Genomic DNA, 13,821 nt, shown 5'->3' on the forward strand with positions numbered 1-13,821 from the left:
GTTTTCGGCAGATTCTATCCACCAATGGACGCATGCCTGAGGTTCTTCTCGTGCCTGATATGAAGCTTTTTGCTGGTAACGCCACCCCGGAACTAGCACAACGTATTGCCAACCGCCTGTACACTTCTCTCGGCGACGCCGCTGTAGGTCGCTTTAGCGACGGCGAAGTCAGCGTACAAATTAACGAAAATGTACGCGGTGGTGATATTTTCATCATCCAGTCCACTTGTGCCCCTACTAACGACAACCTGATGGAATTGGTTGTTATGGTCGATGCGCTGCGCCGTGCTTCCGCAGGCCGTATCACCGCCGTTATCCCTTACTTTGGCTATGCGCGTCAGGACCGTCGTGTACGTTCCGCTCGTGTACCGATTACCGCAAAAGTCGTCGCTGACTTCCTGTCCAGCGTTGGCGTTGACCGCGTTCTCACCGTTGACCTGCATGCTGAACAGATCCAGGGCTTCTTTGACGTTCCGGTTGATAACGTATTCGGTAGCCCAATTCTGTTAGAAGATATGCTGCAACTGAACCTGGATAACCCGATTGTGGTTTCTCCAGATATCGGTGGCGTTGTGCGTGCCCGCGCTATCGCTAAGCTGCTGAACGATACCGATATGGCGATCATCGACAAACGTCGTCCGCGCGCTAACGTTTCTCAGGTGATGCACATCATCGGTGACGTTGCCGGTCGTGACTGCGTACTGGTTGATGATATGATCGATACCGGTGGTACGCTGTGCAAAGCAGCAGAAGCACTGAAAGAACGTGGTGCCAAACGCGTATTCGCCTACGCGACTCACCCGATTTTCTCAGGCAATGCGGCAAACAACCTGCGCAATTCGGTGATTGATGAAGTCGTTGTCTGTGACACCATTCCACTGACCGATGAAATTAAAGCACTGCCGAACGTGCGCACGTTGACACTGTCGGGTATGCTGGCCGAAGCGATTCGTCGTATCAGCAACGAAGAATCCATTTCAGCTATGTTCGAACACTAATCGAACCCGGCTAAAAAACCCGCTGCGGCGGGTTTTTTTGTCTGTAACTCTTATTTGTATGACCAATGCCTCCTTCACCTGCCATTTAGTTGACAGATGATGCGCTCATGGATGAAACATTATTGTGAACAGAATATTTTCCTCACATGTGATGCCTTTCCGCGCCCTCATCGACGCTTGCTGGAAAGAAAAATATACCGCCTCACGGTTCACCCGTGATGTGATTGCCGGGGTAACCGTCGGGATCATCGCTATCCCGCTGGCGATGGCGCTGGCAATTGGCAGTGGTGTTGCACCGCAGTACGGTCTTTATACGTCCGCTGTGGCGGGAATTGTTATTGCCTTAACCGGCGGGTCACGCTTCAGCGTCTCCGGCCCGACCGCCGCATTTGTCGTTATTCTCTACCCGGTATCGCAACAATTTGGGCTGGCAGGCCTGCTGGTCGCCACCCTCATGTCCGGGATGTTCCTGATCCTCTTCGGCCTCGCGCGTTTTGGCCGCCTGATCGAATACATTCCCGTATCGGTCACGTTAGGTTTTACATCAGGGATCGGCATCACCATCGGGACAATGCAGATTAAAGATTTTCTCGGTCTGCAAATGGCCCATGTGCCGGAGCATTACCTACAAAAAGTCGGGGCGCTGGTTATGGCGTTGCCGACCATTAATCCGGGCGATGCCGCTATTGGCGTGGTGACGCTCGGTATGCTGGTTTTCTGGCCGCGTCTGGGGATTCGTCTGCCGGGCCATCTTCCGGCGCTGCTGGCGGGCTGCGCCGTTATGGCCGTGGTTAATCTGCTGGGTGGCCATGTGGCGACGATTGGTTCACAGTTCCACTATGTGCTGGCCGATGGTTCGCAGGGCAACGGCATTCCTCAGCTGCTGCCGCAGCTGGTGCTGCCGTGGAATCTCCCGGATTCAGATTTCACGCTAAGCTGGGATTCATTGCGGGCGTTATTGCCAGCCGCTTTCTCGATGGCGATGCTGGGGGCGATTGAATCCCTGCTGTGTGCGGTCGTGCTCGACGGCATGACAGGCACCAAACACAAAGCAAACAGCGAATTGATCGGCCAGGGACTGGGGAATATCGTGGCGCCGTTCTTTGGCGGGATCACCGCGACGGCGGCGATCGCCCGTTCTGCGGCAAACGTGCGCGCAGGCGCGACCTCGCCCATTTCCGCCGTTATCCACGCAATTCTGGTCATCCTCGCCCTCCTCGCACTGGCTCCCCTGTTGTCATGGCTGCCGCTTTCCGCCATGGCCGCGCTGCTGCTGATGGTCGCGTGGAACATGAGTGAAGCCCATAAGGTGGTCGATTTACTGCGACATGCGCCCAAAGACGACATCATCGTGATGATGATGTGTATGTCGCTGACGGTGCTCTTCGATATGGTGATTGCTATCAGCGTCGGGATTGTCCTGGCTTCCCTGCTGTTTATGCGCCGTATTGCCCGTATGACGCGCCTCGCGGCGGTAAACATCACGGTTCCCGATGATGTGCTGGTATTACGCGTTATCGGGCCGCTCTTTTTCGCCGCCGCGGAAGGGTTATTTACCGACCTCGAATCACGCATTGAGGGTAAACGCATTGTGGTGCTGAAGTGGGACGCCGTTCCGGTGCTGGATGCCGGTGGTCTGGACGCCTTCCAGCGCTTTGTGAAGCGTTTGCCGGAAGGCTGTGAACTGCGCGTCAGTAACGTGGAATTCCAGCCGCTGCGTACCATGGCCCGCGCCGGTATCAAACCCATTCCAGGTCGTCTGGCATTCTTCCCGAACAAAGATGCCGCGCTGGCGGATATCTAATCCCGGCTGCCGGTCTGTACCTCAACAGACCGGCAAGTTTTCTTGTTGAAAACTGGTTTTCTGCGTCTGGCTTGTTATTATCGTTTTCCTGATATTTGTTAGCGATAACCGATATGAAACCAACCTCTCCGTTTGTTTTTCGTGAAATAACGCGGGACGATATTCCTGCCGTACAGTCCTTTATTATTCGGCATCTTAATCTTTATTTTAATGCCGGAAGAGCATTACCCACTGCGAGTGACGACGTATTCGACCTCCAGGGAAATTATCTTGAGCGGGAAAGAAACCAATTGTTCGGCGTCTGGAATGAACAACAGCAGATAATTGGGACGCTGGCGATATGTCAGTACGATGACAGAATAGAGATGTTGCACGGTCGTTATAATTTACCGGAGACAGCTGAGATTTGTCGCTGCTATGTCGATCAGCATTATCGCAGGCAAGGTATTGGCAGCCAACTGGTCTCGCTGGCTGAACAATTTTGCGAGCAGCAACGCTATAAAATATTATATTTGCACACCCATCATTTTTTACCCGGCGGGTATCAATTCTGGCGGCGAAATCTGTTTAACGTCTTCATGGATGTGGGCGACGAGTGGCAGATCGTGCATATGGAAAAACCGTGTAAATATATTGTTACCAGCGACAATATTGATAACATTCACTGCTTATAATAACGCCTTCTTTCTCATCGCGATTAATTGATCAACGTCAATCAATTCTCATTTGCCTTTCCGTTATTACTTGCGGTTGCAATAATCACCACTCCAACAAAAACACAACCATTTGAATTTAAATTAATTAATATAAAAATCACCATAAAGTATGATGTTTTTTGTTCTTTTTTCATACGGTTGACGAGGTTATTGATTGCCGATACAGTCGCCAGTGACAGTATTCATAACACAGCCGTTGTTTTGAAAGGAATATGGTGCGGATTATTTTAATCTCATTCCATAGCTGCCCCCGCAACTGTAGGCGGATACCGAATATCTGCGTGTGGTTATTGTAACCACCGGTCACTGTAAAGATTTGCTTTATGGGAAGGCCGATATTCTGATTACCGCGAGCCAGGAGACCTGCTGTCAGGGTTGTACACATTGAGTGGACGGGATGGTCCATGGGATGATTTATTTGGCATAAATACCATTATGAATTGATGAGCCTATTCCTGCTGAGATTTTGCATTCTCATAATTTCATCATTCAATGTCATCTATCGTCATGTACCTGTCCCGATATATGGAACCAAATAAACCATGACCAGACGTTCAGATTCTGGCATGTACAGGACGATAACAATGTACGCAGACTTTACTTTACCTCATAAAAAATACCTTCTGGCTGTGGCTGGCGCAGCGTTATTATTCACATCAGGATTGACTCATGCAGCAAAAACAGTCTATCCGTTGACAATTAAAAACTGCGGCCGTGATATTACCTTCAATAAAGCCCCGGAACGCGTTGCCACGGTTGGGCAAAACAGCACTGAAATTCTTTATTCCCTGGGGCTGGCCGAGCGCGTTGTCGGCACATCGCTGTGGTTCGGCCCCGTCCCGGATGCTTACAAAGCGGCAAATGAAAAAGTGGCCGTGATTGCGCAGAACATCCCCAGCTTTGAAGGCATTATTGCCAAAAAACCGGATTTGGTCGCCAGTCAGTTTGAATGGCAAATTGGGCCTGCCGGAACCGTCGCCTCTTACGAGCAGTTTAGCGAGTTGAACGTGCCGGTATATACCGCGCCTGCGGACTGCGCTAAAGACAACGAAGACGGTGGCGACGGTGTACGTAAAGGCATGTTTGATATTGCTATGGTTTATCAGGAAGTCTCCGATCTGGCGAAAATTTTTGACGTGCAGGACAAAGGCGATGAATTGATCGCCAGTCTGAAGGCTCGTGAAGCTGCCGCCAAAAATAAAATTGCCGGAATGGATAAAAACGTCTCCGCCGTATTCTGGTTTTCCAGCGCCGATCTGCAACTGGACCCCTATGTGGCCGGGAAATTTGGCCCTGCCGCATGGATCGCCCAGACGCTGGGGGTGAAAAATGTGATTGATTCTGCTGAAGAGTGGCCAACCGTTGGCTGGGAAACCATCGCGAAAGCCAGCCCGTCCGTCATTGTTCTCGGTGAAATGAGCCGTCGTCGTTTCCCGGCAGATGACTGGCAGGTCAAACTGGAATATCTCAAGTCCGATCCCGTGACTAAACTCATCCCCGCCGTGAAGGAGAACCATCTGCCGGTGGTGGATGTGCAAACAATGAACGCCGGCATCAGAACTATAGATGGCGTCGAGAAACTCGCCGATGCGTTGGTTGAATACGGTCTGGCGCATCCGAAAACGGCTCAATAATCTTTATGTCGCGCTATGTCTTACCGGGCATAGCGCGCCTCTGGTATTCAGGATTGCAGGTAGATGATGAGCGAAACTCGCAGGACGCGTCGCGCTGTCGGCCAGTTAACGATAAGAATCGGGGGACACGCCCTTTGGGTCAGCGTGCTAATGTGCTGCGTTCTACTGGCGGGTATCTCCATTGGCGAGACGTTTATCCCCTGGCAGCATGTCATCCATACGCTTTCTAACCAGTTCTTTGATACGCGCTATGCCGTTGATGCGCTGGATGCGGGCATTATCTGGAACTATCGCCTGACGCGGGCGTTGGTTTCTGCCTGTTGTGGCGCATGTCTGGCGGTTTCCGGCGTCGTATTGCAGTCATTGCTACGAAACGCGCTGGCAGAACCTTATCTACTGGGGATCTCTGCCGGCGCCTCGACCGGCGCTGTTCTGATCGCCTTAACAGGGCTTGGCGCTGGGATCGTCAGCATGTCGCTCGGGGCTTTTATTGGGGCGTTAACGGCTTTTCTTTTCGTGGCGTTACTGGCGATCGCCGCCGGGGGGAGACAGGGAAGCGCCACCACGCAAATCATCCTGGCCGGGATCGCCAGTTCACAGCTATTTAATGCCCTCACCTCACTAATCATCACTCGCTCAGCGAATGCGGAACAGGCTCGTGGGATTATGTTCTGGCTGCTGGGCAATCTGAGCGGCGTTCGCTGGCCAGATGTCGTTTTGGCCGTCCCTACCGCGCTGGTCGGTGTGGCGTTATGTTTTTGTTACGCCCGTCATCTGGATGCATTTTCGTTTGGCGCAGAGTCCGCAGCGTCACTTGGCATCCCGGTAAAACGCACGCGCGGAGTCCTGATTGCCGCCGTTACCGGGATGACGGCAATTATGGTCTCCATTGTCGGGGCGATTGGTTTTGTCGGCCTGGTGATCCCTCATGCCGCCCGCCTGCTGGTGGGTAATCAACACCATCGATTGCTGCCGGTCAGCGCCATGATCGGCGCCATTTTTCTCATTATCGCCGACGTAATCTCCAGAACATTACTTCCCGGGCAGGTGTTACCCATCGGGGTGATTACGGCGCTTGTAGGCGCACCTGCGTTTTCCATCATTTTGATCAGAGGAAACCAGACAAAATGACGGTAAATTCTGCTCTCACCGCTCCACGCTATCCTTCTGCAACAGTCCGAAACCTGGTGCAGGCGCAGCAACTGCACTGGGAAGTAAAAGGCAAAGCCATCGTCAGCGACGTCTCTTTTCACGTCGCGCCCGGTGAGTTTGTCGGCATTATCGGCCCCAATGGCTCAGGCAAAACATCACTGATCTCATTGCTTGCCGGTTTACTGAAACCCTCATCAGGCAGCGTAACGCTGGAGAATAAAAATATTCGCCACTACTCGCGCCGCCATTTAGCGCAAAAAGTGGCGCTGGTGGAACAACAAGCGGAAACCAGTGAACGTCTCACCGCATTGCAGGCTGTCTCTCTGGGGCGTACCCCGTGGTTGAGTCTGCTCTCGCCCTGGTCTAAACAAGATGACGATATTGTCCAGACCATGCTGGAGAAGGTAGATCTACAGCGCGTACAAAATCGCTGCTGGAATACTTTTTCTGGCGGGGAAAAACAGCGTCTGCATATCGCCCGGGCCCTGGCGCAGCAACCGAAAGTGCTGCTGATGGATGAACCCACGAACCATCTCGACATTCAACATCAGATAGGTCTGCTTAATCTGGTGAAACGCCAGAAACTCACCGTCATTGCGGCTCTGCACGACCTGAACCATGCCGCCATGTTCTGCGACCGCATTCTCGTAATGAAAGCGGGTCAACTGGCAATGCAGGGCAGCCCTGCAACCATTTTTACGCCTGAAAACCTCAGCCAGTGGTTTGGCATTAATGCCATCGTTGAGCAGGCGCCGGATGGATTGAGTTGCTTCATCCGCTACCAACGACCGGAATAAACACCTAAGGGAGAACCCATGAAATTGATTAAGCAAAGCCTGAGCATGTTATGTCTGTTAGCGCTGACCACCACGGCTTTCGCTCAGACCCACGAAGTGCTGATGAAAAACAGAGGCGCGGGCGGCCCGATGGTATATGAACCTGATTATCTGGCGATTCAGCCAGGCGACACCGTGAAGTTTATTCGCAAGCATAAGAGCCATAACGCTGCGTCAATCGCAGAGCTTTCGCCAGCAGGCTACCCCGGATTTGTCGGCAAGATTGATGAGGAAATTGAGGTCAAGTACGACAAACCTGGATTTTACGGTATTAAATGCACCCCACATTACGCGCAAGGGATGGTGATGCTCATTAAAGTGGGTGATGTAACCCTGCCTGACAGCTATCGAACCTTTAAGGCGCCGGGGATCGCGGATAAGCGTTTTCAGGACATTTATACACGCATTGAGAAACAGTAATCCAGATACGCGAAAATGGTGAGGGGCGCACGGTGGCGGATAAAAAACAGGGCAATGAAGATGTTCAGGTACAGCGGAGAGAATGCCTGTGTAAACTCACAAAATTTGTCGGGGCTGTGGGCGTCACCGCCGCCGTCTGGCCGCTCATCTCCGCACTGGGGCCGGATGATAAAACCGTAGCGGAAAACGAACCTGTCGATGTCTCTCTTGCCGGGGTTGCCGTCGGCCAGACGGTGAAAAGAGTCTGGCAGGGAAAGCTTATCCTTATTCATCACCGTACCCCGGAGGAAATTCGCTCAGCGCAGCAGGCGGATGTCCATCGTTTTATCGATCCGCAGGCTGACGGCGAACGTATCAAGACAGAGTATCCGCAGTGGCTGGTCATTCAAGGTTACTGCCCCCACGCAGGCTGTGTGCCCAATGCCAAACCCGGTGGGCAAGGCTGGGTATGCCCTTGTCATGGCTCGGAGTTTGACACTTCAGGGCGCGTCACGCGGGGGCCCGCTACGGCGAATCTCGCAATCCCCGATTACGCGTTTCATCCCGATGGCCTGACGGTGCGTATTGGCGCGAAGGAAGTCTGAAATGGCGGCAGAACATCTATCCATACCCCGACGAGAGCGAGTGTGGCGTATTCCCTTCCCTCGTACGGTCGCAGGCGTCTGGGTTTTTGCCGTCGGGATCATTCTGCTGGTGATGCTCGGAGTACAAATCCTTTCTGGTCTCGTTCTGGCGATGTTTTATGTACCCACGGAAGGGCTGGCCTTTGATTCAATCATTCATATTATGCGATCCGTGAGACACGGCGAACTGGTGCGCAACGCGCATTCTATTGGCGCATCGCTATTTTTCTTCGCCTGTTACCTGCACATCTTCCGCGCCATGTATTACAACGTGTACCGAAAGCCTTATCTCAAAATGTGGATGATAAGCGTGACGTTATACGTGTTACTGATGATCACCGCATTTCTGGGATATAGCCTGATTTGGGGGCAAAAGAGCTACTGGGCCGCTACCGTTATTACCGGATTCACTCGTGCGATCCCGTGGGTGGGAGATACGTTGTATTCGTTTTTAGTCGGCGGGTATGCTCCAGGAACACCCACATTAGGCCGTTTTTATGTGCTTCATTTTATTATTCCCTTCGTCATTGTCGGGGGAACGATATGGCATATCCGCACCGTGCAGTCCGCATTTGCGCAGGCAATGAAAAAGACATTTACGCAGAGCGAGTCCCGGAAACTGTTTTTCGATTATAAAATCACCGACAGTGATGCCATCAAGCTCACTCTTTTCATGATGCTGTTCGCCTGGTTTTTATTCTTTGCCCCGCACTATCTCAGCAGCGCCGATAATTTTATCCCGGCAGATCCCACCGTAACGCCCGCTGTCGTGGCGCCTGAGTGGTATTTTTTGCCGTTCTTTTCCATTTTGCGCTGCTTCCCAAACGAACTTCTCGGGATAGTCGCCATGTGTGCTTCAGTGCTGATTTTTTATTTTCTCCCCTGGCTCGACACTTCACGCGCCCGCTTTCGCAATTACAGCAAGCTCGTTAAATGTGGTTTTTGGCTCTGGGTTGCTAATGCATTCTTTTTAGGATGGCTGGGTTCAAAAGCGCTGGTCGGCCCCGACCTGCCTGACGGTTTCAGTAATGAAGAGGGCTGGATACGCGCGGCATCGCAACTTTCAACGCTGGTTTACTTCGGATGGTTTGTCATCGTACTGCCCTGCCGACGTTTTCTGGAAAAGCAGGATTAACCGCCATGAAGGGATTAGTAAGATATAGCGTTTTATGGCTGTGCATTCTGGGCGCCAGCGCTGTCTGTGCGCAAGAGACGCCACCTCGCCAGGCGTGGAGTTTTAGCGGCATAACGGGCCACTATGATAAAGAACAACTGCGGCGCGGTTTACAGGTCTACGAAGAGAAATGCCGCGCCTGCCACGGGATGGTTCATCTTAATTTTCGCACCCTGACAAAGCCAGGCGGGCCCGAACTCTCGCTCACAGAGGCAAAGCGTCTTGCCAGCGGCTACGTCTTTCCCGACATTCAGGATGATGGTCAAACTGGCGAGCGGGAAGGTAATCTCAATGATACGTTTGTCTCGCCCTACCTTAACGATCAGGAAGCAAGATATCTTAATAATGGCGCCCTTCCCGTCGATTTAACCTATATCGTTCGCGCCAGAACGTACGACCGGGGGTTCCCGCAATTTCTGTTCGATGCCTTCTTGCCCTATACCGATCAGGGGGCGGATTACGTCTATGCCTTGTTGACAGGTTATCTGCCTGACGACCCGGAAATGAAGGCAAACCGATACGCTCCCGGCGGCATAATTAACATGCCGAAGCCGTTGTCTGATGGGGAGATCAACTGGTCAGAAAAGGACGATATACCAGAAACCGAAGAGCAGTACGCGCGGGACGTTACGGCTTTTCTGGCATGGGCTGCCGATCCGGCGCTTGAACAGCGAAAGCATCAGGGCCATTACGTAATGAGTTATCTGGTCATTATGCTGGCATTGCTGCTGATTTTGCGCCGATTAAAGAGACGCTCGTCAGAAAAAACGAGTGAGAGTGGTTAAGACAATGACCAGTCAGTCCAACGCTGACTGGTCTTAAACCGACGCGATACCTTAGCTGTGACGGCGATTGTCGTTACGGCGGCAACGTTTGTCGTAGTGGCGAACCCACCAGTAACGATCGCTCACCTGTTCATGCCCACCTACGCGGGCGCCTGCCAGCCAGAGAATGGCACCGACAAAGATGCTCAGCACCGCACCATGTGCAAAAAATTGTGGCAGGTTAAACTGCGGTAACTGGTTTAAAATAGAATAACCAACACCAACCACCATGACCACTAACCCCAACCCCATGAGCACGTTACCGAGTAACGAAGCGTTTTTGCGTTTCATATGTCACCTCCGGAACTTTTGGGTTGTTTCAGGGAATACCCCTAATCCTTATGTGTAAAGTATAGACAACACTGTGCTTTATGAGTGCGTGGGCGATCACAATTACAACCTGTTATTCAACAAAACTTTACAAATAACCCTCTGAACAGCTTGACTTTCCAATAGTTCAAACAGGCAATTATTCAGCTTCCGGCGCAATCCACGCTGTTTTTTGTCAAGCGCGGCCGCAGACAGTAAACTACGCGCCAGTTATGGACACACTCAGGACAAAAAACGTGACGATTAAATTGATTGTCGGCCTGGCGAACCCCGGCGCAGAATACGCGGCGACACGCCACAATGCGGGCGCATGGTACGTCGATTTACTGGCAGAGCGACTACGCGCGCCTCTGCGTGAAGAGCCGAAATTCTTCGGTTACACCTCCAGAGTGACCCTCGAAGGGGAAGATGTTCGCCTGCTGGTGCCGACCACGTTTATGAATCTGAGCGGTAAAGCCGTCGGCGCGATGGCCAGTTTTTACCGCATCATGCCCGATGAGATTCTGGTTGCCCACGACGAACTGGATCTCCCCCCTGGCGTCGCGAAATTTAAGTTAGGCGGCGGACACGGTGGTCATAATGGCCTGAAAGACATCATCAACAAACTGGGTAATAACCCTAACTTTCATCGCTTACGTGTCGGAATTGGTCATCCGGGCGATAAAAATAAAGTTGTCGGTTTTGTTCTGGGTAAACCGCCGGTGTCAGAACAAAAGTTAATTGACGACGCCATTGACGAAGCGGCACGTTGTACTGAAGTCTGGTTCAAAGAAGGGTTAACCAAAGCGACGAACCGATTACATGCCTTTAAAGCACAATAAGCAGTGATGTGCGGCATTTTTGCCGCGCGCTGTGTATAATAGGCAAAGTTGTTTACTTTTCTACAATCTGTTTTCTGCAACAGGTTGATTATCAAGATATTAAGGTGATTTAAATCATGGGATTCAAATGCGGTATCGTTGGTTTGCCCAACGTCGGGAAATCCACCCTGTTCAACGCCCTGACTAAAGCCGGTATTGAAGCGGCAAACTTCCCGTTCTGCACCATCGAGCCAAATACCGGTGTAGTGCCGATGCCCGATCCGCGTCTGGACAAACTGGCTGAGATTGTCAAGCCGCAGCGCATTCTCCCTACCACCATGGAGTTCGTCGACATTGCCGGTCTGGTAAAAGGCGCGTCGAAAGGCGAAGGCCTGGGTAACCAGTTCCTGACAAACATCCGTGAAACCGAAGCGATTGGTCACGTAGTACGCTGCTTTGAAAACGACAACATCATCCACGTTGCGGGGAAAGTAAACCCGGCGGAAGATATTGACGTTATCAACACCGAGCTGGCGCTGTCCGACCTTGATACCTGTGAACGCGCCATTCACCGCGTGCAGAAGAAAGCCAAAGGCGGCGATAAAGACGCGAAAGCTGAGCTGGCCGCGCTGGAGAAATGCCTGCCGCACCTGGAAAACGCCGGCATGCTGCGCTCACTGGATCTGACAGACGAAGATAAAGCGGCGATCCGCTATCTGAGCTTCCTGACGCTGAAGCCAACCATGTATATAGCTAACGTCAACGAAGATGGCTTCGAAAATAACCCGTACCTGGATCAGGTTCGCGCCATTGCCGATGCAGAAGGCTCTGTCGTGGTTCCGGTTTGTGCCGCTATCGAGGCCGACATCGCAGAACTCGACGATGCTGACCGTGACGAATTTATGGCTGAGTTGGGTATTGAAGAACCGGGTCTCAACCGCGTTATTCGTGCGGGCTACAAGCTGCTGAATCTGCAAACTTATTTTACCGCTGGCGTGAAAGAAGTACGCGCGTGGACGATTCCTGTCGGCGCAACCGCACCGCAGGCTGCGGGTAAAATTCACACCGATTTTGAGAAAGGCTTTATTCGTGCGCAGACCATCGCTTTCGACGACTTCATCACGTACAAAGGTGAACAAGGCGCGAAAGAAGCCGGTAAGATGCGTGCGGAAGGCAAAGACTACATCGTTAAAGACGGCGATGTGATGAACTTCTTGTTCAACGTCTAAATAAAATTTGTTGCCTTATGAGGTTTCAATAAACCTCGTAAAGTCCACAAAAACCCATAAAATCCACGCAATTGCGTGGATTTTTTATTTAAAGCGTATCCGTTGATATCATGGAAGTGCGGTCGGAACTGAGTATAGCGGTGGTTATAATCTGAATAGCCACCCATTTTGTAGACGCCTTAAGTGGTTGTAGTTATAAATTATCCTTTGTATGAGGCTTCTTGTCCACAATGACAGGCGGAAGTCGGCTAAAAACGATATTACATGTTATTTAATCATATCCAGAATGTCTTGAGCCTTTTGAAATAGCTCGTCATAAGTGACAATCTCAACGTTTGTCATACTATTTCTGAATAGCTCAAATGATTTGTATTGACTATTATTTTTAAGCTCTGACTCAAGTGTACCAATAACAATTAAGCATTTAGGATTGAATGCCGAAAATGAATCACCTCCGTTACCTTCACTTAGCTTGAAGTATTCTTTCATTAATTGGTCTTTATAATTTAACACCTGAACAAACGCCCCAGATAGTTCTTCGCTAATTGAATAGGCATTAGTTCTATATCTTTTCCCCAGTAATATCGTCTTTGGGGTCTTTATTTCGACCAATACTATATTTCCAGTCAGTCTGCTTGCGTAGATAAAATCGACAAGATTACCACCCGAATTGTTTATCGATTTTCCGCCAACATAGCATTTACTGCCTAACTGAAACATACTTTGTGGAAATATCTGTGATAATACAGCAGGACATTTTTGTAGAAGAGTTTGCCAGAATTCCTCGGATGCATTTTCACGATTTACTTTCCAGACACCTATTGCTTCCTCTAAAGAGATTTCGACCTGCTCATCCAGCTTGACCTCTGCTACACACTTAGAGGCAGACACTATTTCTGATATTTTATTTAAATGTTCTTTCCTGGCCTTTCTTAGCCACTCAGCCGAATATATTTCCGGCTGCCTGTCAATAATCGCATGATGATTCGGGCACAACAGAAGATAGTTTTCTGTTTGAAGTAGTTGGTCTGCATTTGTAGAAGGGTTGTGTCTTGGCCCGTGAGAGTGAATGGCTTCAATCGAAGCTATTTCCCCAATAAATGATGAGTCCTGAAGCATGAGGTTTTGATCACAACCTGGAAACGAGCATCGATAGCCGCTCAATATAGCTACCTGCCGCTTCACGCTAGCGGAGAGATAACGTCTTACCTTTCTCTCAAAGGTTACTTTTTCCGCCTCAAATTCCATTAGCACAACCTCAACTTTAGCAGTGTATTTTAT

Annotated in this window: 14 protein-coding genes and 1 riboswitch; of the genes, 12 read left to right on the plus strand and 2 right to left on the minus strand. The window is 50.9% G+C overall.

Annotated features, from left to right (window positions below):
- The first annotated feature begins 50 nt into the window (after positions 1-50).
- The 10 genes from prs (at position 51) to OGX93_RS04720 (ending at position 10,142) form a co-directional block, all read left to right on the plus strand.
- A complete protein-coding gene (prs, locus tag OGX93_RS04675; protein WP_001518537.1) occupies positions 51-998 on the plus strand; it encodes a ribose-phosphate diphosphokinase in 948 nt (315 codons plus the stop codon).
- 124 nt (positions 999-1,122) lie between these two features.
- Positions 1,123-2,802: a C4-dicarboxylic acid transporter DauA gene (dauA, locus tag OGX93_RS04680; RefSeq protein WP_286449580.1), complete on the plus strand. Its 1,680-nt coding sequence runs from the start codon at positions 1,123-1,125 to the stop codon at positions 2,800-2,802.
- Between the two features lie 113 nt (positions 2,803-2,915).
- Positions 2,916-3,476, plus strand: a complete 561-nt coding sequence (locus OGX93_RS04685; RefSeq protein ID WP_200023419.1) for a GNAT family N-acetyltransferase — start codon at positions 2,916-2,918, stop codon at positions 3,474-3,476.
- A gap of 201 nt (positions 3,477-3,677) precedes the next feature.
- Positions 3,678-3,903, plus strand: a riboswitch (cobalamin riboswitch).
- Between the two features lie 181 nt (positions 3,904-4,084).
- On the plus strand, positions 4,085-5,152 hold the full coding sequence (locus tag OGX93_RS04690; protein ID WP_410736130.1) for an ABC transporter substrate-binding protein: 1,068 nt from the start codon (positions 4,085-4,087) through the stop codon (positions 5,150-5,152).
- Between the two features lie 66 nt (positions 5,153-5,218).
- A complete protein-coding gene (locus tag OGX93_RS04695; protein ID WP_024130289.1) occupies positions 5,219-6,283 on the plus strand; it encodes a FecCD family ABC transporter permease in 1,065 nt (354 codons plus the stop codon).
- Entirely contained in the window at positions 6,280-7,101 is an 822-nt protein-coding gene (locus OGX93_RS04700) for an ABC transporter ATP-binding protein (protein ID WP_134769364.1), read from the plus strand. The genes OGX93_RS04695 and OGX93_RS04700 overlap by 4 nt, the downstream gene beginning before the upstream one ends.
- Positions 7,102-7,119: 18 nt before the next feature.
- Positions 7,120-7,560 carry a pseudoazurin gene (locus OGX93_RS04705; RefSeq protein WP_286449582.1) on the plus strand — a complete coding sequence of 147 codons (441 nt, stop codon included), beginning with the start codon at positions 7,120-7,122 and terminating at the stop codon, positions 7,558-7,560.
- A gap of 32 nt (positions 7,561-7,592) precedes the next feature.
- Positions 7,593-8,144: a ubiquinol-cytochrome c reductase iron-sulfur subunit gene (gene petA / locus OGX93_RS04710; RefSeq protein ID WP_286449583.1), complete on the plus strand. Its 552-nt coding sequence runs from the start codon at positions 7,593-7,595 to the stop codon at positions 8,142-8,144.
- Position 8,145: 1 nt separating this feature from the next.
- A complete protein-coding gene (locus OGX93_RS04715; protein ID WP_012132146.1) occupies positions 8,146-9,318 on the plus strand; it encodes a cytochrome b in 1,173 nt (390 codons plus the stop codon).
- A gap of 5 nt (positions 9,319-9,323) precedes the next feature.
- A complete protein-coding gene (locus OGX93_RS04720; RefSeq protein ID WP_198448139.1) occupies positions 9,324-10,142 on the plus strand; it encodes a cytochrome c1 in 819 nt (272 codons plus the stop codon).
- Between the two features lie 51 nt (positions 10,143-10,193).
- On the opposite strand, the gene ychH is transcribed toward OGX93_RS04720, so the two are convergent.
- On the minus strand, positions 10,194-10,472 hold the full coding sequence (gene ychH / locus OGX93_RS04725) for a stress-induced protein YchH (protein ID WP_012132144.1): 279 nt from the start codon (positions 10,470-10,472) through the stop codon (positions 10,194-10,196).
- Positions 10,473-10,747: 275 nt separating this feature from the next.
- Between ychH and pth the strand changes: the two genes are divergently transcribed.
- Both pth and ychF read left to right on the plus strand, forming a co-directional pair.
- Positions 10,748-11,332, plus strand: coding sequence for an aminoacyl-tRNA hydrolase (gene pth / locus OGX93_RS04730; protein ID WP_012132143.1), 585 nt, complete (start codon positions 10,748-10,750; stop codon positions 11,330-11,332).
- Positions 11,333-11,448: 116 nt separating this feature from the next.
- Positions 11,449-12,540: a redox-regulated ATPase YchF gene (gene ychF / locus OGX93_RS04735; RefSeq protein ID WP_012132142.1), complete on the plus strand. Its 1,092-nt coding sequence runs from the start codon at positions 11,449-11,451 to the stop codon at positions 12,538-12,540.
- 267 nt (positions 12,541-12,807) lie between these two features.
- Here the strand turns inward: ychF and OGX93_RS04740 are convergent, their stop codons facing one another.
- Positions 12,808-13,788 carry a Shedu immune nuclease family protein gene (locus OGX93_RS04740; protein WP_286449584.1) on the minus strand — a complete coding sequence of 327 codons (981 nt, stop codon included), beginning with the start codon at positions 13,786-13,788 and terminating at the stop codon, positions 12,808-12,810.
- Positions 13,789-13,821: the final 33 nt, after the last annotated feature.

Source organism: Citrobacter sp. CK195 (assembly GCF_030333365.1).
Classification (GTDB): domain Bacteria; phylum Pseudomonadota; class Gammaproteobacteria; order Enterobacterales; family Enterobacteriaceae; genus Citrobacter_B; species Citrobacter_B koseri.